General features: G+C 67.7%; 16 protein-coding genes. 10 read left to right on the top strand and 6 right to left on the bottom strand.

The genetic code is table 11. The annotated features are described in order from the left end of the window. Positions 1-73 precede the first annotated feature (73 nt). The 4 genes from CAL26_RS14795 to CAL26_RS14810 all read left to right on the top strand — a co-directional run bounded on the left by CAL26_RS14795 (position 74) and on the right by CAL26_RS14810 (position 6,636). Entirely contained in the window at positions 74-2,125 is a 2,052-nt protein-coding gene (locus CAL26_RS14795) for a hydantoinase/oxoprolinase family protein (RefSeq protein ID WP_094847641.1), read from the top strand. After that, a complete protein-coding gene (locus CAL26_RS14800) occupies positions 2,122-4,194 on the top strand; it encodes a hydantoinase B/oxoprolinase family protein (protein ID WP_094847642.1) in 2,073 nt (690 codons plus the stop codon). Before CAL26_RS14795 ends, CAL26_RS14800 begins: the two co-directional genes overlap by 4 nt. A 21-nt stretch (positions 4,195-4,215) precedes the next feature. Continuing rightward, positions 4,216-5,550, top strand: a complete 1,335-nt coding sequence (locus CAL26_RS14805) for an NAD(P)/FAD-dependent oxidoreductase (RefSeq protein ID WP_094847643.1) — start codon at positions 4,216-4,218, stop codon at positions 5,548-5,550. 93 nt (positions 5,551-5,643) lie between these two features. Further along, the gene (locus CAL26_RS14810) at positions 5,644-6,636 is read left to right on the top strand and encodes a Bug family tripartite tricarboxylate transporter substrate binding protein (RefSeq protein WP_094847644.1); all 993 of its coding nucleotides are present in this window, start codon (positions 5,644-5,646) and stop codon (positions 6,634-6,636) included. Between the two features lie 33 nt (positions 6,637-6,669). Here the strand turns inward: CAL26_RS14810 and CAL26_RS14815 are convergent, their stop codons facing one another. Continuing rightward, entirely contained in the window at positions 6,670-7,692 is a 1,023-nt protein-coding gene (locus CAL26_RS14815) for a GlxA family transcriptional regulator (RefSeq protein ID WP_094847645.1), read from the bottom strand. Positions 7,693-7,819: 127 nt separating this feature from the next. Between CAL26_RS14815 and CAL26_RS14820 the strand changes: the two genes are divergently transcribed. From CAL26_RS14820 to CAL26_RS14840, 5 genes are all read left to right on the top strand, one after another. Beyond that, complete coding sequence (locus CAL26_RS14820) at positions 7,820-8,866, top strand: ABC transporter substrate-binding protein (protein ID WP_094847646.1); 1,047 nt, start codon at positions 7,820-7,822, stop codon at positions 8,864-8,866. A 39-nt stretch (positions 8,867-8,905) separates the two neighbouring features. Then, positions 8,906-9,961 carry an ABC transporter ATP-binding protein gene (locus tag CAL26_RS14825; protein WP_094849888.1) on the top strand — a complete coding sequence of 352 codons (1,056 nt, stop codon included), beginning with the start codon at positions 8,906-8,908 and terminating at the stop codon, positions 9,959-9,961. Further along, positions 9,958-10,800 (top strand): ABC transporter permease, encoded by an 843-nt coding sequence (locus CAL26_RS14830; RefSeq protein ID WP_094847647.1) that lies wholly within the window; start codon positions 9,958-9,960, stop codon positions 10,798-10,800. Before CAL26_RS14825 ends, CAL26_RS14830 begins: the two co-directional genes overlap by 4 nt. After that, positions 10,797-11,585, top strand: a complete 789-nt coding sequence (locus CAL26_RS14835) for an ABC transporter permease (protein WP_094847648.1) — start codon at positions 10,797-10,799, stop codon at positions 11,583-11,585. Before CAL26_RS14830 ends, CAL26_RS14835 begins: the two co-directional genes overlap by 4 nt. Positions 11,586-11,663: 78 nt before the next feature. Further along, positions 11,664-12,677 carry a proline racemase family protein gene (locus CAL26_RS14840; RefSeq protein WP_094847649.1) on the top strand — a complete coding sequence of 338 codons (1,014 nt, stop codon included), beginning with the start codon at positions 11,664-11,666 and terminating at the stop codon, positions 12,675-12,677. Positions 12,678-12,726: 49 nt separating this feature from the next. Here the strand turns inward: CAL26_RS14840 and CAL26_RS14845 are convergent, their stop codons facing one another. The 3 genes from CAL26_RS14845 to araD all read right to left on the bottom strand — a co-directional run bounded on the left by CAL26_RS14845 (position 12,727) and on the right by araD (position 16,238). Further along, a complete protein-coding gene (locus CAL26_RS14845; RefSeq protein WP_094847650.1) occupies positions 12,727-13,716 on the bottom strand; it encodes a Bug family tripartite tricarboxylate transporter substrate binding protein in 990 nt (329 codons plus the stop codon). A 61-nt stretch (positions 13,717-13,777) separates the two neighbouring features. After that, positions 13,778-14,497 (bottom strand): ribonuclease activity regulator RraA, encoded by a 720-nt coding sequence (locus CAL26_RS14850; RefSeq protein WP_256988443.1) that lies wholly within the window; start codon positions 14,495-14,497, stop codon positions 13,778-13,780. A 10-nt stretch (positions 14,498-14,507) separates the two neighbouring features. Beyond that, entirely contained in the window at positions 14,508-16,238 is a 1,731-nt protein-coding gene (gene araD, locus CAL26_RS14855) for an L-arabinonate dehydratase (protein WP_094847652.1), read from the bottom strand. 246 nt (positions 16,239-16,484) lie between these two features. Here araD and CAL26_RS14860 point away from each other — a divergent pair, with 246 nt between their 5' ends. Continuing rightward, complete coding sequence (locus CAL26_RS14860; protein WP_094847653.1) at positions 16,485-17,186, top strand: GntR family transcriptional regulator; 702 nt, start codon at positions 16,485-16,487, stop codon at positions 17,184-17,186. Here the strand turns inward: CAL26_RS14860 and CAL26_RS14865 are convergent. Both CAL26_RS14865 and CAL26_RS14870 read right to left on the bottom strand, forming a co-directional pair. Then, positions 17,168-18,628 carry a tetratricopeptide repeat protein gene (locus CAL26_RS14865; protein ID WP_143277437.1) on the bottom strand — a complete coding sequence of 487 codons (1,461 nt, stop codon included), beginning with the start codon at positions 18,626-18,628 and terminating at the stop codon, positions 17,168-17,170. The two genes, CAL26_RS14860 and CAL26_RS14865, sit on opposite strands and share 19 nt — an antisense overlap. 165 nt (positions 18,629-18,793) lie before the next feature. Beyond that, the gene (locus CAL26_RS14870; RefSeq protein WP_094849889.1) at positions 18,794-19,549 is read right to left on the bottom strand and encodes a helix-turn-helix domain-containing protein; all 756 of its coding nucleotides are present in this window, start codon (positions 19,547-19,549) and stop codon (positions 18,794-18,796) included. Between the last annotated feature and the right edge of the window lie 29 nt (positions 19,550-19,578).

The following is a 19,578-nucleotide window of genomic DNA, read 5'->3' on the forward strand; positions in this document are numbered from 1 at the left end:
AGTGAACATTCTAGCCTGGCTTCCGGGTATCCCGCAAGCGGCTGGGCGTTCCGCAACACAGACCGGGGGCAGCATGGGCTACAGAGTAGGCGTCGACATCGGCGGCTCTTTTACCGACTTCGCCGTGTTCGACGAAGACACGGGCGACATCAAAAGTCTCAAAGTCTTTTCCCGCCCGGACCAGCCGGGCGAGGAAGTCATCGCCGGGGTGCGCATGCTGGGCGAGCGCTACGGCATCCAGCCGGCGCAGATCAGCTACTTCACCCACGGGACCACGGTCGGCATCAACACCGTCATCCAGCGCAAGGGGCTGAAACTGGCGCTGTTCGCCACCGAGAACTTCTGCGACGTGCTGGAACTGGCGCGGCTGAAGACGCCGGACATGTACCACCTGCTGTCGCGGCGGCCCGAACCCCTGATCAAGCGCAGCATGGTCTTCGGCATCGCCGAGCGCATGGCGCCCGACGGTTCGGTTCGCAAGCCGCTGGACGAAGCCAGCGTCGAGCGCGCGGTGCGGGCGGCGCGGGACGCCGGTGCCGAAGGCATCGTCATATCGCTCCTGCACGCCTACCGCAATCCCGCGCACGAACAGCGCGTGCGGGACATCGTCGCGGCCATCGCGCCGGAGCTGCCGGTGTCCTGCTCCAGCGAAACCTGGCCCATCATCCGCGAATACGAACGCACCATCACGGCCGTCATCGGCGGCTACGTCCAGCCGCGCGTCGCGCATTACCTGGGCTCGCTCCAAGCCGCGCTGAAGAACGCCGGCGTGCAGCCGGAACCGCGCCTGACCAAGTCCAACGGCGGCGTGATGACCGCCGAACAAGGCAAGCGCGACTGCGTGCAGATGATCCTGTCCGGCACCGCCGCCGGCGTGATCGGCGCCAGCCACGTCGCGGCCACCGCCGGCATCCCGCGCTGCCTGAGCCTGGACATCGGCGGCACCAGCGCGGACATCGCCGTGATCATCGACGGCAAGCCGCAGTACGGCGTCGGCGAGCTGATCGGCGACTTCCAGATCTACATCCCCTCGGTTTCCGTGTCGTCCGTCGGCGAAGGCGGCGGCTCCATCGCCTGGGTCGATCCGCTGGGCGTGTTGAAAGTGGGTCCTGAAAGCGCCGGTTCCCGCCCCGGCCCCGCCTGCTATCGCCGCGGCGGCACGCGGGCCACCATCACGGACGCCTTCGTCTGCTGCGGCTTCGTCGGCCATTCCGACCTGGGCTACAAGGCCGTCGAAGTCGACGTCGAAGCCGCGCGCAAGGCCGTCGGCGAACTGGCCGGCCAACTGGGCCGCGGCATCGAGGAAACCGCCGAGGCCATCATCCAGATCGCCGTGTCGGGCATGTATACGGAGGTCAGCGGCCTGGTGTCGCGCTATGGCATAGACCCGCGCGAATACGCCGTGCTGGCCTTCGGCGGCGCCGGCCCCATGCTGGGATGCTTCCTGGCGCGGGAGATCAAGGTCAAGGAAATCGTCGTCCCGCCCTCGCCCGGCACGCTCAGCGCGCTGGGCGGCCTGATCGCCGACTTGAAGAGCGACTTCCTGAAAACCGTCTACGCCGACCTGACGCCGGACAACCTGCAAAGCGTGCGGCAGGAATTCGCCACGCTGCGCGAGCGCGCCCAGCAATGGCTGCGCCACGAGCAAGGCCACGTCGACGGCGCGGAATACGTGTACTCCGCCGAAATGCGCTATCGCGGGCAATCCTACGAAATCGATACCGTCCTGGATCCCGCGCACATCGAAAGCGCCGACATCCAGGCGGTCGCGCGGGCCTTCCACGACGCGCACCGGCAGTTGTACGGCCACGCCGACGAACAGGCCCCGGTGCAGGTCGTCAGCCTGCGCGTGGTGATCTCGGGCAACAGCGACAAGCCGCGCTTCCCCCGCCACGAGCCGCGGCCCGGCACGCCCAAGGCCGACCGCAAAGTGCGCGTCTGGCTGGACGGCGGTTTCCAGGACGTGGACCTGTACAGCCGCGGCGCGCTCGCCGCCGGGCACCGGTTCGACGGACCGGCCATCGTCACGCAGGACGATTGCACCACCGTCATCCCCGCCGGCCACGTATGCCATGTCGATGAATATGCCAATCTGCGCATCGCTTTCGAAGGAGACGCATCATGACCGTGGATAACTTCCGCCTGCAGGTCCTGGCCAACCACTGCACCGCCGCCGCCGAGGCCATGGGCTATACCCTGATGCGCACGGCGTACTCCACCTTCGTCAAGGAAACCGAGGACTTCTCCGCGCAGCTGATGACGCCGGCGGGCAAGACCTTCGCCTCGCCCAAGACCTTCGGCGCCACCTGGTACACCGGCCTGGACTACGGCCGCGTGATCCAGATGTTCGACGATTACCGCGAAGGCGACATCTACCTGACCAACGACCCCTACAGCGGCTACGTCGCCACCCATACGCCCGACATGCACGTATGGAAGCCGGTGTTCCGCGACGGCCGGCTGGTGTGCTTCGTCGGCAGCCACATCCACAATACCGACATGGGCGGCGCGGTGCCCGCGTCCCTGTCCCGCACGCTGACCGAGGTGCACCAGGAAGGCCTGCGCATTCCACCCATGCTGCTGATGCGCGATGGCGTCCTCGACGAAAAACTGCTGCGCATCATGCAGGTCAACGTGCGCATGCCGGACCAGAACCACGGCGACCTGAACGCGCAGATCGCCGCGCTGACCGTGGGCGAACGCAAGGTGCACGAAATCATCGACCGCTTCGGCGTCGAGGAATTCATGCAGGGCGCCGAAGCCATCCTGGACTACGCCGAGCAGCAGACGCGCGCGCTGATCCGCGACATCCCCGACGGCGACTACGCGTTTTCCGAGTTCGCCGACGAAGACTCGGTGAACGGCTATCCCTGCCGCATCCACATCACGCTGCGCGTGCGCGGCGACGAACTGGAACTGGACTTCACAGGCAGCGATCCTCAGGTGGCGTCGTCGCTGAACGTGCCGACCGGCGGCGACGGCCATCATTCCGTCATCACCGTCGGCCTGATCTACGTGATGCACACCCTGGCGCCGCGCAATGTGCTGAACGCCGGCTCGGTGCGGCCCATGCGCGCCGTGCTGCCGGAGGGCTCCATCGTCAATCCGGTGGCTCCCGCGGCCGTGGGCATGCGCAGCCTGACGGCGGCGGTGATCCAGGCCTGCACCTTCGGCGTCTTCAACCGCGCGTTGCCGGAACGCCTGCCCGCCTGCCCCGCCGGCGGCTCCACGCTGCTGAACGTGAAGACCACCACGCGTGGCGGCCGTCAGGTGCTGTCGTCCATCGGCCCCTGCGGCGGCGGCGCCGGCGGCGGCCCGGAATACGATGGCGTCGAAGGCTGCGGCGCCAACAACGCCTTCCTGAAAAACACGCCGGTGGAAATCAACGAAGCCGAAGTCCCCATCGAGATCATCCGCTACGGCCTGGTACCCGACACGGGCGGCGCCGGCCGGCTGCGCGGCGGCAACGCCGCGACGATGGAATTCAAGGTGCTGGCGCCCAACGGCGTGGTCACGGCGCGCAACCGCAACCGTTCCGAGCTTGCCGCCTGGGGCGTGGTCGGCGGCAAGGCCGGCGCCAATTCGCGCTTCATCAAGAATCCCGATACGCCGGCGGCCGAGGAGTTGCGCAACAGCGACCTGGTCAACTGCGCCCCGGGCGACGTCATCCGCCTGGAAGGCCCGGCCGGGGGCGGCTACGGCAATCCGTTCGACCGCCCCGTCGAAAAAGTGCTGGAGGACGTGCGTTCCGGCTTCGTGTCGCCGCGACGCGCCCGCGAGGCCTATGGCGTAGCGATCCGCGACGACCTGACCGTCGACGAGGCCGCCACCCGCGAACTGCGGGGGGGCGCGAGCAGCCCGCCCACGCCAGCACGTGCAGGCGCCGAACGCGCGCCGAACGCGAGCGGCAAGGCCGGCGCCGCGCCCGCCGATCATTTCGACTATGGTCCGGGCCGTTCCCGCTTCGAAAGCATCTGGACCAGCGCCCGCTACGACGCCATGACGCGCATCATGGCCGCGCTGCCGATCAGCTGGCGCCATTTCGTCAAGCACCAGATGTTCGCCGCGCTGGCCGGCACCGAGCCGCCCCGGGACGGCGGCGCGGCCGACATCGAGCGGATATACCGCCAGCTCAGCGAACGTTACGCCGAGCTGCCCGCGCTGGAAACCATCCCCGCCAAGGCGGCGGCCTGACGACGGGATACGCGGACCGCCATGCCCAGCACCACGGATATCTTCGCGCCCGACTTCCAACGCCGCCCTTACTGGTGGGAGGCCTATGAACCGCCGGATCCCGGCGACGACGCCCTGCCCGCGCGCGCCGACGTCGTCATCGTCGGCGGGGGCTACACCGGAATCTGCTGCGCGCTGACGCTGCGCGAAGCCGGCATCGACGCCGTGGTGCTGGAAGCCGGCCGGCCCGGCCACGGGGCCAGCACGCGATCCGGCGGACAGATGTCCGGCGGCGTCAATGTACAGAAGAAGGCGCTCGCCGCCGTCGGCGAAAGCCCGGAACAGCGCGAAGCGCGGCTGGCGGCCCGCCTGCGCGACGCCTCCGCGTCGATGCGCTATGTCGAATCGCTGATCGAGCGGCATGGCATCCAGTGCGGCTGGCAGAAGACCGGCCGCCTGACCACGATGTGGCTGCCGCAGCACTACGAGGCCTGGCAGGCGCGCATCGACCAGCTCAATGCCTGCACCGATTCGCATGCCCGCATGGTCCCGCGCGAACAGCTGCATGCCGAAATCGGCTCCGACGTCTACCATGGCGCGGCGCTGATCGAGCACGCGGGCCATCTGCATCCCGCGCAACTCTATGGCGGCATGCTGGCGGCGGCGCGCCACGCCGGCGCGCGCATCCATGGCAACACGCCGGTATCGGGCATCGCCCGTACCGGCGACGGCTACGACGTGCGCACGGCGCGCGGCACCGTGCGCGCGCAACAGGTGGTGATCGCGACCAACGGCTACACCGGTCCGGAAGTGGGCGACCTGCGCCGCAAGGTCGTGCCCATAGCCACCTACATGATCGCCACCGAGGAGCTGCCGCCCGATCTGGCGGCCGATATCCTGCCCACCAACCGCGCCGTTTCCGAATCGCGCCGGGTGGTCAACCACTATCGCCTGTCGCCGGACGGCCGGCGCCTGCTGTTCGGCGGGCGCGCCCGCTTCACCCCGACCGGCGAGGAAACCACCGCGCGCCTGCTTCACCGCGCGATGCTGAAGCGCTTTCCGCAACTGGCGGGCACGCGCATCACCCACAGCTGGGGCGGCAATGTCGCCATGACGCTGGATTCGATGCCGCATATCGGCGGCGCCGACGGCTTGCACTACGCGCTGGGCTGCAACGGCAGCGGAATCGCTATGATGAGCTACCTGGGCCACAGCGTCGGCCGCAAGATCGCCGAAGCGTCCGGCAATCCGATCAATGCTTTCGATATGGGAGAAATTCCCGGGCACCCGTTCTATTTCGGCAATACCTGGTTCCTGTTCGCCATCGGCAGCTGGTACCAGGCACGCGACGCCTACGAACACTGGAAGGCGCGCTGACACTTGCCTTGCACCGTCCGATGCGGAACCCGGCTGCCCGCCGGGAACCGTGAATAAGGGATCGGACGCGACCACAACTATTGGAGTAAATCCATGAATATGCAGCGTCGCAATGCCTTGAAAGTCCTGACCGGCCTGTGCGGGGCAGCCGCCCTGCCCCGCTACGCCCTGGCGCAGCCCGGCGGCTATCCCGGCGGCCCGGTCACCGTCATCGTGCCCTACGGGGCCGGCGGCAGCACGGACGTGATCGCCCGGCTGCTGGTGAATGACGTGAGCGAGCGCCTGGGCGGCAAGTTCATCGTCGAGGACAAGCCCGGCGCCGCCGGCAATATCGGCACCCGGCAGGTCGCGGTCTCCCGGCCCGATGGCGCGACGCTGCTGTATTCGACGGCAACGCCTTTCTGCATCAACCCCTACGTCTACAAGACACTGCCCTTCGACCCGGACAACGATTTCGCCGCGGTCTCGCGCACGGCGAAGCTGCCGCTGGTGCTGGTGGCCAACGCGGGCCTGGGCATCAAGGACGCGCACGAGTTCGTCGAGTACCTGCGCAAGCACCAGAAGGACTGCAGCTTCAGCTCCTACGGCATCGGCACGTCCAGCCATATCGCGGGCACCATCTTCACGCGGAAGATAGGCGCCACCGGCGTGCTGCACGTGCCCTACAAGGACATGACGGCCATGTCGGACCTGGCGGCGGGCCGGAACACGTTCCACATCGACGCATGGTCCGTGGTGGATCCGCTGGTCAAGTCCGGCAAGCTGGTGGCGCTGGCCGTGTCCAGCAACGAACCGCTGCCCTGGGCCCCCAACCTGCCCACCATCGCCAGCGTGGTCAAGAGCGACTACGAAATCGTCACCTGGCACGCCGTGTTCGCGCCGCGCAAGACGCCGACGGACGTCGTCGACTTCCTGAACCAGGAATTCCAGAAGACCATAGACAAGCCCATCGTCCAGAAGACCTATCGGGAACAGGGCTTCCTGACCTACCCACCCGCGACGCCCAAGGAAATCGACGCCTTCGTCAAGGCGGACAAGGCGCGCTGGAAAGGCTACGTGGAGGCCGCGGGCATCGTTCCGTCCTGAGGCCGAGCGCTGTCGCGCCAGGCGTCGCGCCGCTCAGGCGCGCGCTGCCTGCTGCTTGTACTCGCGCGGCGTCATGCCGAAGCGCCCGCGGAACTCGCGCGAGAAGTGCGCGCCGTCGGCGAAGCCGCAATCCAGCGCCACCTGCGTGACCGGCAGCCGGCTGTTTTCCAGCAGCCAACGGCTGTACTGCAGCCGCAGGTTGCGCTGGAACACCATGGGGCTGAGGCCCAGCGCCTGCTGGAAGGCCCGCTCGAGCTGTCGCCGTCCAACGCCCACATAACGCGCGATCGCGTCCAGCGATGGCGGATCGTCGATGCGCTGCTCGATGAAATGCGCCGCCTGCCGCACCCGCAGGTCGCCGATGTCCGATACGTCGGAATAGAAATGCGCCTGCGGCACGCGTGACGGCCGCATGCCTTGCAGCATCATGTGCCGCACGGCCTGTTGCGCCTTGTCGCGTCCGCAGTGGCGCTCCACCAGATAAAGCGCCAGGTCGATGGCGGCCGTCGAGCCGGCGCAGGTGATCAGGTCGCCTTCGTCGATGAACAGCCGGTCCACGGCGGCGCGCACGCCGGGAAAGCGCGCACGGAAGGCGTCCAGCACGTTCCAGTGCACGCACACGCTGCGCGCGCCCAGCACCCCGGCCTGCGCCAGCGCGAACGTACCCGTGCAGATACCCAGCATGCGCACCGGGCTGTCCGCCACGCGGCGGATCCACTGCTGCAGCACCGGCGGCAGGTTGACGTTCGGATAATCGTTGCCGCCGCAGATCGCCACGTAATCCAGGCCCGACAGGTCGTCGACCAGGCCGCCGTCCACCGCCAGCGACAGGCCGGCGCTGGCCGAGCGCGGCAGGCCGTCCCAGCTCATCACGCGCCAGGTGGTGTGGATGCGCCGGCTCTTGCCGCCATGGTCGCCCGCCAGCCTCAATGCGTCGACGAAGCCGGAAAACGCCGCCAGCGTGAACTGGTCGAGCAGGACCAGGCCCACGGAGAGTTCTGGTTTACCCGCAGGCGGCACGGCGTCCAGGGAGGAATCGCAGGTTGGAGCTGGCATGATGACGCAATTATTCAAGTTTCTGACCAGACATTTCAATCCCGGTTTGCCCCTAGGGGCGCACTATTCCGGACACCGACACACAAAAGCTCCGGCCCGCCCGGGCACCACTCCAAGGGAAATCGCCATGGCACGACAGATCCGCAACGCCCTGCTCGCCGGCGCCATCGCCGCCGCCTTCATGACGCAGCCCGCCGCGGCCGCCGAACGCATCACCGTGGCCTGGTACGGCGGCAACTGGGGCGACGCCTTCAAGGCCTGCGTCGCCGATCCGTACACCAAGGCGACCGGCGTCGCGGTCACGCCCGAGATCGGCACCTCCACCACGACGCTGTCCAAGCTGCAGCAGCAGAAGAACGCGCCGACCATCGACGTGGCCTGGATGGACGGCGGCATCAGCGAACTGGCGCAGGCCGCCGGCGTGCTGGACACGCTGGACCCGGCCGCCATTCCCAACATGAAACACCTGCTGCCGCAGGCCATCTACGGCGGCCAGGGCGCCACCTATGCGGTCGGCACGGGCTACTACTCGCTGGGCCTGACCTACAACACCAAGGAAATCAGCACGCCGCCCAAGACCTGGAAGGACCTGTGGAAGCCGGAATACGCCGGCGCCATCGTGATCCCGTCGCCGTCCAACTCGTCCGGCGTGCCCTTCATCCTGTTCATGGCCAAGGTGTGGGGCGTCGATCCGTCCAACCTGGAGCCGGTCTACAAGCGCCTGGCGGCGCTGGATACCGCCCTGCTGTTCGACAGCTCGGGCGCGGCCACCAACGCCTTCCAGTCGGGCGAAGCCGTCATCGGCGCGCACTTCAACGTCGGCGCCTGGGACCTGATCGACAAGAAACTGCCGATCGGCTTCGCCGTGCCGCAGGAAGGCGTATGGGCCACCGACGCGCGGCTGCACCTGGTCAAGGGCACGCCTCACAAGGCCGCCGCGCAGAAATTCATCGATACGGCGCTGACCGCCGAGGCATCGCAATGCCTGGCGACGCGTCTCTACCTGGGCCCGTCGGTGCAAGGCGTGCAGTTGCCGCCCGAAGCCGCGCGCAAGCTGCCCTGGGGCGAAAAAGGCTCGGTGAAGGACCTGCAGCTGCTGGACTGGAACGAGGTCAACGCGCGCCGCGCTGAAATCACCGACGCGTGGAACCGCCAGGTCGCCCGCAAGCGCTGATCCGGAGCAGACGTTTTGCACAAGAACGGGGAAACCAAGATGCCGGTCCTGCTGGACATCCGTGGCGTACGCAAGCGTTTCGGCGGCCATGCCGCGCTGGACGATATCGACCTGCAGGTGCGGCAGGGCGAATTCATCGCCCTGCTCGGTCCCAGCGGCTGCGGCAAGACGACGCTGCTGCGCACGATCGCCGGATTCCTGGCGCCCGACGCGGGCGGCATCCTGATCGACGGCCAGGACGTCAGCCGGCTGCCCGCGCATCGGCGGCCTCTGAATACCGTGTTCCAGAATTACGCGCTGTTCCCGCACATGACCGTGCTGGACAACGTGTCGTACGGCCCGCGGCGACGCGGCACGGGCCGGGCCGAAGCGGCGCAGCGCGCGCGCCAGGCCCTGGAGATGGTGGGCCTGGCCGGCATGGATGCCCGCTATCCGCGCGAAATGTCCGGCGGGCAGCAGCAGCGCGTGGCGCTGGCGCGCGCCATCGTCAACGCGCCCAGGCTGCTGTTGCTGGACGAGCCGCTGTCGGCGCTGGACCTGAAGCTGCGGCGGCGCATGCAGCTGGAATTGAAGCATCTGCAGGAGCAGTTGGGGATCTCCTTCGTCTTCGTGACGCACGACCAGGAAGAGGCCATGACCATGGCCGACCGTATCGTCGTCATGAACGCCGGCCGCATCGAACAGGTCGGCACCGGGCCTGAGATCTATCGGGCGCCGGCGACCCGCTTCGTCGCGGAGTTCATCGGCGACGCCAACCTGCTGCCGTTCACCCGCGTCGCGGACGGCATCGCGTTGCAATCGCTGGCTGGCCTGGCGGCGCCGATGCCCCTGGCACCCGCCCGCGGCACCGCCGTCCTGCGGCCGGAGGATCTGCACGTCACCGATGGCGTCGATACGCCCGCCGGCCACGTACGGTTCCAGGCCACCGTCACCGACGTCATCCGCGTGGGCAGCCATACGTCCGTCCTGGGCGACGCCGGCGGCCAGGTGCTGCAGGCCCGTCTGCCGGGCGACTGCCCGGGCCTGGCGGCCGGCGGCATCCGCACCTGGAGCTTCGATCCCGCGCGCGTCCACCTGATCGCGGAGCAGCCATGACCGGCTCGCTGCGCACGCCCGCCGCCCTGCTCTGCGTCCCGCTGGCGCTGTTCGCGGCCTTCTTCGTCGCGCCGCTGTGCGTCGTCGTGCTGGCCAGCGTCTTCGATCCCGCGCGCGGCGGCTTCACCCTGGCCTACTACGTCAACGTGCTGGCCGACGCCTACCATTGGGACGTCATCGCCACCACGTTCCGCATCGGCGTGGGCAGCACGCTGGTCTGCCTGCTGCTGGGTTATCCGCTGGCGTGGTACCTGGTGCGGCTGGTGCGCTGGCGCCACTGGCGCCGCATCTGCGTGATCATTCTGGTGGTGCCGCTGTTCACCAGCAACATCGTGCGCTCCTTCGGCTGGATGGTCATGCTGGGCCGCAACGGCATCGTCAACGATACCCTGCAGGGCCTGGGGCTGATCGACCGACCCATGCGCTTCCTGGGCACCGAACTGGGCATCCTGATCGGCATGGTGTACATCCTGCTGCCCTTCGTCGTGCTGGCCGTGGGCAATACGCTGGCGCGCATCGATCCGGGCCTGGAGCAGGCTTCTTCCGACCTGGGCGCCACGCCCTGGCAGACCTTCCTGCACGTGACGCTGCCGCTGACCCTGCCCGGTGTCGCCGCCGGCGCGATCATGGCCTTCACCCTGGCGGTCAGCGCCTACGTGACGCCGGCGCTGCTGTCGGGCGGACGCGTCACCGTGCTGTCGGTGCTGATCTTCCAGCAGTACAGCAGCGTGTTCAACGTCCACCAGGGCGGCGCCCTGAGCGTGGTGCTGCTGGTGCTTTCGCTGGTGCTGGTAGCCCTGGCCGGCCGCGTCGGCCAACCCGCAAGGAGTACGCGATGATCGCGCGGATCGGAATACGCCTGCTGTCCTGGCTCCTGCTGGCCTATATGGTGCTGCCGCTGGCGGTGATCCTGGGCGCTTCCTTCACCGCCACGTCCTATCTGGCCTTTCCGCCGCAAGGCTGGACGTTGCAGTGGTACCGCCAGTTCCTGGGCGACCCCAGCTATCTGTCGGCGTTCTTCACCAGCGCCATGCTGGCCTGCGCCGCCACCGCCGTGGCCATCGCGCTGGCGATCCCGTCCGCCCTGGCCGTCGCGCGCTACGATTTTCCCGGCAAGGGCGCGATATCCGCGCTGCTCATGTCGCCGCTGGTGCTGCCGCATGTGGTGCTGGGCGCGGCGCTGCTGCAGTTCGGCTCGTCGATCGGCCTGACCCGCAGCTTCACGGCCCTGCTGGTCGGCCATACCGTCATCGTGCTGCCCTTCGTGATGCGCAGCGTGCTGGCGATGCTGACGCCCGAACAGCGCGCGCTGGAAGAAGCCTCGGCGGATCTGGGCGCCGGCCCGCTGCAGACCTTCTTCCTGGTGCTGCTGCCGCAGATCCGGCCCGGCCTGGTCACGGGCGCGATCTTCGCCTTCATCTCGTCGTTCATCAACGTGGAGCTGTCGATCTTCAATACCACGGCGGACCTGAACACGATACCCGTGAAGCTGTTCAATTACGTGCAATACACCATCGATCCGACCATCGCCGCCGTATCCGGCGCGACCATCGTCGCGGCCTTCCTGGCCATCGTGATCCTGGACCTGACCGTGGGGCTGGACATGCTGTCCGAACCCCGCTGATACCCGCGGGCCGCCGCGCCCGCGACGCTACGCCTTTTCACTTACCCATCCCTTTCCTTGAAGCCGGGAGTATCAGTCATGCGCAAGCAAGACGTGTTCGATGTCATCTATACCCATACCGAAGGTGAACCGCTGTGCATCATCCATAGCGGCATTCCCTATCCCGCCGGATCCAGCATCCTGGACAAGCGCGCCTTCCTGGAAGCCAACTACGACTGGCTGCGCAAGGCCCTGATGCGCGAGCCGCGCGGGCATCGCGATATGTTCGGCGTGTTCCTGACGCCGCCGTCGTCGCCCGATGTCGATGCCGGCCTGATCTATATCGACGGCACCGAGTACTCGCACATGTGCGGCCACGGCACGATCGCCGTCGCCATGGCGATGGTGGCCCTGGGCCTGGTCAAGCGCGGCGACGATGGCCTGACGCGCATCCGCTTCGAGACCACGGCCGGCCTGGTGGTGGCGGAAGTGAAGTCCGAAGGCGACGACGTGCTGTGGACGCGCTTCGAGAACGTGCCGGCCTACGTGGCCGCGCAGGACCTGCCCGTGACCGTGCCGGGCTACGGCGAACTGAAGGCCGACATCGTGTGGGGCGGCAATTACTTCGGCATCGTCGACCTGACGGAAAGCAAGCTGCGCATCTCGCCGGAAAACGGCAGCGAACTGTCACGCCTGGGACTGGCGGTGCGTGACCAGCTGAACGCGAAGCATCGCATCCAGCATCCGACGCAGCCGCATATCAACAACCTGAACTACATCACGTTCTGGCATCCGGCCACCATCCCCGGGGCCTTCTACAAGAACGTGCACGTGTTCAGCCAGGGGCAGCTGGACCGCTCCCCCGGCGGCACCGGCACCAGCGCGATGATGGCGATGTTCGAAGCGCGCGGGAAAATGGGCCTGAACCAGCCCATCCTGTCCGAAGGCCTGCTGGGCAGCGGCACCTTCGAAGGCTGCCTGCTGGGCACCGTGGACCTGAACGGCACCCGCGCCGTGCGTCCCACCGTCAAGGGCACCGCCAGCATCCTGGGCACGGCGCGTTGGACGATAGACCGCGATGACCCCGTCGGCGCGGGCTTTCTCGTCAAGTAGGGATCAGGGAAGCAGGGATCGGGGGCAAGCGGGCGGGAATCCGGCCCGCCTACTCCACCTTCGCGCCCGACTTCTTCACGACCTCGGCCCAGCGCGGGATTTCGGTGGCCATCAGGTCGCGCAGTTGTTCGGGCGAGCCGCCAACCAGATCCATCCCCATGGTCTTGCCGAGCTTTTCCTGCACGTCCGGTTCCTTCAGGATGGCCGCGATTTCCTTGGACAGGCGATCGACGATGGCCTTGGGCGTGCCCTTGGGCGCGTACACCGCCTGCCAGGAAGACACGTCGAAACCGGGTACACCGGCCTCCTGCAGCGTGGGCACGTCCGGCGCCAGCGCGATGCGCTTGGCGGTGGTGACCGCGAGCAGTTGCAGCTTGCCCTGCTGCAGCAGCGGCAAGGCGGCCGTCATCTGGTCGAACATGAAGGTCACGTTGCCGGACGAGACATCCACCATCGCGGGCGGCGTGCCCTTGTAGGGGATGTGCGTCAGCGGCACCCCTATCGTCTGGGCGAAGAGCTCGCCCGTCAGGTGGGTCGACGTCCCGGCGCCCGACGACGCGAAGGTCCGCTTGGCGGGATCCTTCTTCAGCAGCGCGATCAGGTCCGCCACGGATTTCAGCTTGAGATGCGGGTCCACCAGCAGCACGTTCGGCAGCGTGGCCACCAGCGACACCGGTTCGAAGTCCTTCACCGGGTCGTAGCTCAGGTTCTTGTACAGGCTGGGATTGATCGCGTGCGTGCTGATCGTGCCGCCAAAGAGCGTGTAGCCATCCGGCGGCGCTTTCGCCACATAGGCCGCGCCGATCGCGCCGGCGGCGCCCGGCTTGTTCTCCACGACCACCGACTGGTGCAGCCGTTCGGACAGCTTCTGCGCGATCACGCGACCCACCACGTCCGTCGACCCGCCCGGCGTGAACGGCACCACATAGGAAATCGGCTTTTGCTGCGGCCAGTCGGCGGCCTGCGCGGTCACGTTAAAAGTCGCCAGCAAGCCGGCGCCCGCCAAGGCGGCCAGCGCCTTGCGTCGTTGCAATGCCATCGTTGTCTCCTGTCTGTCGTTTTGTATTGTTTTCGGCTGCTGCTTCAGCGATGGGATAGGTTCACCGCCCGCGCGCCTTGCGCCATTCGGCGAAGGCCTCACGCGACGCCGGATCGGTGGGCGGATACAGCCCCAGCGTGGAAGCGCCCTCGCGCACGCGTTCCGTGACGAAATCCTCGAACGCCGTCATCTCGGTGGCCTCGACGGCGATCTCGTCGGCGATGTGCGCCGGGATGATCACCACGCCTTCACCGTCGCCCACCACCACGTCGCCCGGGAACACCGCCACGTCGCCGCAGCCGATCGGCACGTCGATGTCCAGCGCCTGGTGCAGGGTCAGGTTGGTGGGCGCGGACGGCCGCTGGTGATAGGCCGGGAAGCCCATCCTGGCGATCTCCGGCGAATCGCGAAAACCGCCATCGGTGACCACGCCGGCTGCGCCGCGCTTCATCAGCCGCGTCACCAGGATGGAACCGGCGGAAGCGGCGCGTGCGTCGTTGCGGCTGTCGATGACCATCACCGCGCCTTCCGGGCAGGTCTCGACGGCCACGCGCTGCGGATGCGTGCGATCCTCGAACACCTTGATGTGGTTCAGGTCCTCGCGCGCCGGGATATAGCGCAGGGTGAAGGCGTAGCCCACCATGTTCGGCAGATCGCCGTTCAGCGGATGCACGTTCTGGATGAACTGGTTGCGCAGGCCGCGCTTGAACAGCGCCGTGCACAGCGTGGCCGTGCTGACCTGCTCCAGCCTGGCCTTGGTATCGGGGTTGAGTTGCGGCACGAGGTACTCCTCAGTAGATATCGGGCTCGGAGACCGGCGCGCCGAACTCCGTTTCCAGGAAATCGAAATCGCAGCCATCGTTGGCCTGCAGGATGTGCTTGGAATACATCCAGCCGTAGCCGCGTTCGTAGCGGCGCGGCGGCGGCGTCCAGGCCGCGCGGCGGGCGGCCATTTCCTCGTCGCTGATGTTCAGGTGGATGCTGCGGGCCGGCACGTCCACGGTGATCATGTCGCCGGTGCGCACCAGCGCCAGCGGACCGCCGATATAGGCCTCGGGCGCGGCATGCAGGATGCAGGCGCCATAGCTGGTGCCGCTCATGCGGGCGTCCGACAGGCGCAGCATGTCGCGCACGCCCTGCTTGACCAGCTTCGTGGGGATGGGCAGCATGCCCCACTCCGGCATGCCGGGGCCGCCCTGCGGCCCGGCGTTGCGCAGGATCAGGATATGGTCGGCCGTGACGTCCAGGTTTTCGTCTTCCACCGCGGCTTTCATGCTGGGGTAATCGTCGAAGACCAGCGCCGGGCCGGTGTGCTGCAGGTAGCGCGGCGCGCAGGCGCTGGGCTTGATGACGCAGCCGTCCGGCGCGATGTTCCCGCGCAGCACGGCCAGTGCGCCTTCGTCGTAGATGGCATTGTCCAGCGGACGGATCACGTCGTCGTTGTAGACTTCGGCGCCTTCGATGTTGGCGCCCAGCGTCTTGCCGTTGACCGTCATGGCCGACAGGTCCAGATGCTGCTTCATCCGGTTCATCAGCGCCGGCAGCCCGCCGGCGTAGTAGAAATCTTCCATCAGGTAGGTATCGCCGCTGGGCCGGATATTGGCGATGACCGGCACCTTGCGGCTGGCCGCGTCGAAATCGTCCAGTCCCACCGCGCAGCCGGCGCGCCGCGACATTCCGACCAGGTGGATGATGGCGTTGGTCGAGCATCCCATGGCCATCGCGACGTTGATGGCGTTCTTGAAGGACGCCACCGACAGGACTTTTTGCGGCGTCAGGTCCTCCCACACCATTTCAACCGCGCGGCGCCCGCACTCGGCGGCCATGCGCATGTGATTGACATCGGCGGCCGGTATCGACGAAGCACCGGGCAGCGTCATGCCGATGGCTTCGGCGATGGCCGTCATCGTGCTGGCGGTGCCCATGGTCATGCAGGTGCCGTAGCTGCGGGCGATGCCGCCTTCCACCTCGGTCCATTCGACCTTGCTGATGTTGCCGGCGCGGCGTTCGTCCCACAGTTTCCAGGCATCCGAACCGGAACCCAGCACCTTGCCCTTCCAGTTGCCGCGCAGCATGGGGCCGGCCGGAAGGTACACACAGGGCAGGCCCGCGCTGATGGCGCCCATCACCAGGCCCGGCGTGGTCTTGTCGCAGCCGCCCATCAGCACCGCGCCGTCCACCGGGTGGCTGCGCAGCAGCTCTTCCGCCTCCATGGCCAGCATGTTGCGGTAAAGCATGGTGGTCGGCTTGACGAAGGACTCCGACACGGACAGCGCCGGCAGCTCCACCGGAAAGCCGCCGGCCTGCAGCACCCCGCGCTTGACGTCGGCCACGCGCTCGCGGAAATGCATGTGGCAGGGCTGCAGGTCGGACCAGGTGTTGATGATGGCGATGATGGGCCGGCCTTCCCAATCCTGCGGCCCGTAGCCCATCTGCATCATGCGGGAACGGTGGCCGAAGGAACGCAGGTCGTCCTTGGCCATCCAGCGCGCGCTGCGCAGGCTCTCGTAAGTACGTGTCATGGAGTCCACTCGTATTTAAGGGTTATCGGGCCGAGTGTGGCGTTTGATGCCCACCGCGGAGATCCAATGCGGGCCGCCCTATGGGGTTGCGCAACACGGATAGGCCGGTGCAGGCTTATGTCTCGGCCGCATTGAAACACTAATGTATTAGTATGTCAACGCAGCCCTGCCGCTACAATTCCGCTCCGGTTTGTATCCTAACGCCGGCGGCGCGGCATCGCGCCATCGCTCACCGGTGAATCATCAATGTCCCTGACGGAAACGCTATCGACCCTGCGCCTGGACCGGTCCCGCCACGCGGCCCCCCAGGTCTTCGAGAAACTGCGCGAACTGATCGTGTCGCTGGAGCTCGCACCCGGCACGGTCCTGCCGCGCCCCGAGTTGGCCGAAGCCTTCGGACTCAGCCAGACGCCCATCCGCGACGCGCTGCTGCGGCTCAGCGAAGAAGGCCTGGTCGATATTTTTCCGCAGCACACGACGGAAGTCAGCCGCATCGATATCGCGGCGGCCCGCCAGGCGCACTTCCTGCGCCGTTCGCTGGAGCTGGAAATCGTCCATGTACTGGCGCAACGCGACGACCCGCTGCTGGCGGCCCGCCTGCAAGCCCACATCGACCTGCAGCGCGCCAGCCTGAAGGCCAACGAATACGCGCAATTCATCGCCGCCGACCAGGCTTTCCACCGCGAAATGCACGAGGCCGCCGGCGTGACGCAGCTGTGGGAACTGGAGCAGCGCTACAGCGGCCACGTGGACCGGCTGCGCCGCCTGCATCTGCCGGAAACCGGCAAGGCGCAGCGCATCCTGCAGGACCACCAGCGTGTGCTGGACGCCATCGTCGCGCGCGACGCCGCGCGTGCCCAGCAGGCGCTGCGCGAACACCTTTCGGGCACGCTGAACCAGGTCGACGATATCTGCAAGCGCTACCCGGACTACGTGCGGGCGGCTTGATCCGGCGCGGCGATGCGACGCTGCATCAGGCCGTCCAGGGCATCGAAAATCTTCTGGATGTAGGCGTTCTTGAAACGCAGGCCGTCGTCTTCCACTTCGGGATGCACGAGCATGGTGGCGTTGGCTTCGAAGACCAGCACGCGGCCGTCCGGCAGAAGCGAGAAATCGATGCCGCAGTAATCCAGGTCCATGCGCTCGCCGATGGCGCGCAGCGCGGCCCAGGCCGGCGCGCCCAGCGCCGTGCGCGGATCCTCCAGGAAGCGGCGTTCTTCCTCCAGCTTCCAGGACTCGGACAGCATGTCCGCCGAAAAATAGTGCAGCAGCCACTGCCGGCCTATCGCCAGATGGTAGGGATAGGGCTCGCGGTCGATGAAGATGACGCGGTACTTGCGGTAGTAGCCGTCGGCGGAGCGGTACTCGTGGTACGCGGTCAGGTACATGTCGCCCGCGGGCGGCTGCGCCAGGGTATCGGCTGGCGACGTCAGCAGCACGACGCCCTTGCCGCCATGCTCGCCCGCCGGCCGCGTGATGACCGGATAGGCCATTCCCGCCGCGGCGATCGCGGCGTGCAGCGCGTCGGCCGGCGCGCTGGCGCCAGCCCACCGGCAGGTCGTCGGCGCATATATCCCGGCTATGCCATCGAGCAGCGCGCCGATCCGCTCGCGCGTGGTGCGCTCGATGCGCGCGGGTTGGTTCAGGACCGGCGCCGTGGACGTCTCGGCGAACTGCGCCAGTTCGGCGCGGCAGAAGGCGCCCAGGTCGGCGTCGCCCACGACATTGAAAGCGATGTCGTGTGGCGGCAGCGCGCCGGCGCGTCCCCAGCCGATGCCGACGACGCCCAGGTCGATCACCCAGCGCACGACCCGATTCAAAGCCGGCGGGACCAGGTGCCGGAAAGGCACGTTGGCGAAGCCGCTCGAACACACGATGAGCACCGTGCGGCGCCGGTTGCGCCTGGCGGCGGCGAACGCGGCCTGTCCGCGGTAGGCGCGGCAGGCCTGCCGGCCGCTGCCATGGCGCATGCCCAGCTGCCGCAGCACCCAGGCCATGCAGATATGCGCCGCATGCAGTCCGGCATCGATCATCAAGGCCCGTTCCAGCCAGTGGCCGGCGGCGTCCCATTGCTTGTGGCGGGCGTACACGCGGCCGATCTCGAACAGGTCGACCGCGCGGCGCCGTTCGATGGCGTCGATGCCGATGCGCGCGGACGCGGCATCGGCGACCTGCCCGCTCGCATCCAGGGACGCGACCAGGGCGCGATACACCTCGACGTCCAGGGGCAGTTGCGCGGCGGCGCGCTGCAGGGCATTGACGGCTTCGCCATGGCGGCCCGCGCCATGCAACGCACGCCCAAGCGCCAGCCACTGTTCGCCCGTGGGCGGCGGCGCGGTCGTTGAGTTCGCGGATATCGCGGGAGTCGCGGAGTTCGCTGGGGTCGACATGCCGGAAGAGAGACGGGACGGTTGCTGCAAGCCCCGATGACGGCAGACACCCCACTCCGTACGCCGGCAGGCGTCGAGTCGGCTGGAACGATGCGGCCCTCAGCGGATTCCGGCGCGGACTTTACCGGGCCGGCGCTGAAAACCGCCTGTATGCGGACGCCGCGCTTACACCAGCCGCAGCGCGTCCAGGTCCTGTATGCGGACTTCCTTGCCATGCAGCGCGATCAGCCCGCGCTGTTGCAGGCGGGAGAACATGCGGCTGACGGTTTCCAGCTTCATGCCCAGGTGGGATCCTATTTCTTCACGGCTCATGCGCAATGTGAAGGCGACTGGCGAATAGCCGCGCTCGGCATAGCGGTCGGCAAGATCCACCAGGAACGCGGCCACGCGTTCTTCCGCGCTGAGATTGCCCATCAGCATCAACAGCCGCGATTCGCGCACGATCTCGCGACTGAGCATGCGCTCCATATTGCGGCGCACGTCGCTGAACTCGTCGGCCAGGGCATCGATTTCGTTGTAGGGCAGCACGCAGACCACCATGTCTTCCAGGGCGATCGCCTCGGTCTCGTGGCGGCCGGTGGCGATCGCGTCCATGCCCAGGAAATCGCCGCCCAGCGGGAAGCCGGTGATCTGCTGGCGGCCGTCGCGATACAGCCGCGTGGTCTTGCAGGTACCGGCACGCGATACGTACAGGTTGCGCAGCGTGTCGCCGGCGCGGAATACCGCTTCCCCCGCGCCGACCTTGCGGGAGCAGACGGGCAGCGATACCGGACGTTCGGCGCCACCCCGGCAGAGCTGGGCCGCCTGGCACAGGCGCCGGGCGCCGCAGCCGTCGCATGCCGGCCGCGCCGCCGGCGCGGCGCGCGACGAGGTGTCGCGCCAGGCCGCGTGGCCGGTGGCGTATTCTGAATGTGCAAGCATTTCGGTCTGTAGGCTGTCCATGGCGGTCC

The organism is Bordetella genomosp. 9 (assembly GCF_002261425.1).
Taxonomy (GTDB): Bacteria; Pseudomonadota; Gammaproteobacteria; order Burkholderiales; family Burkholderiaceae_B; genus Bordetella_C.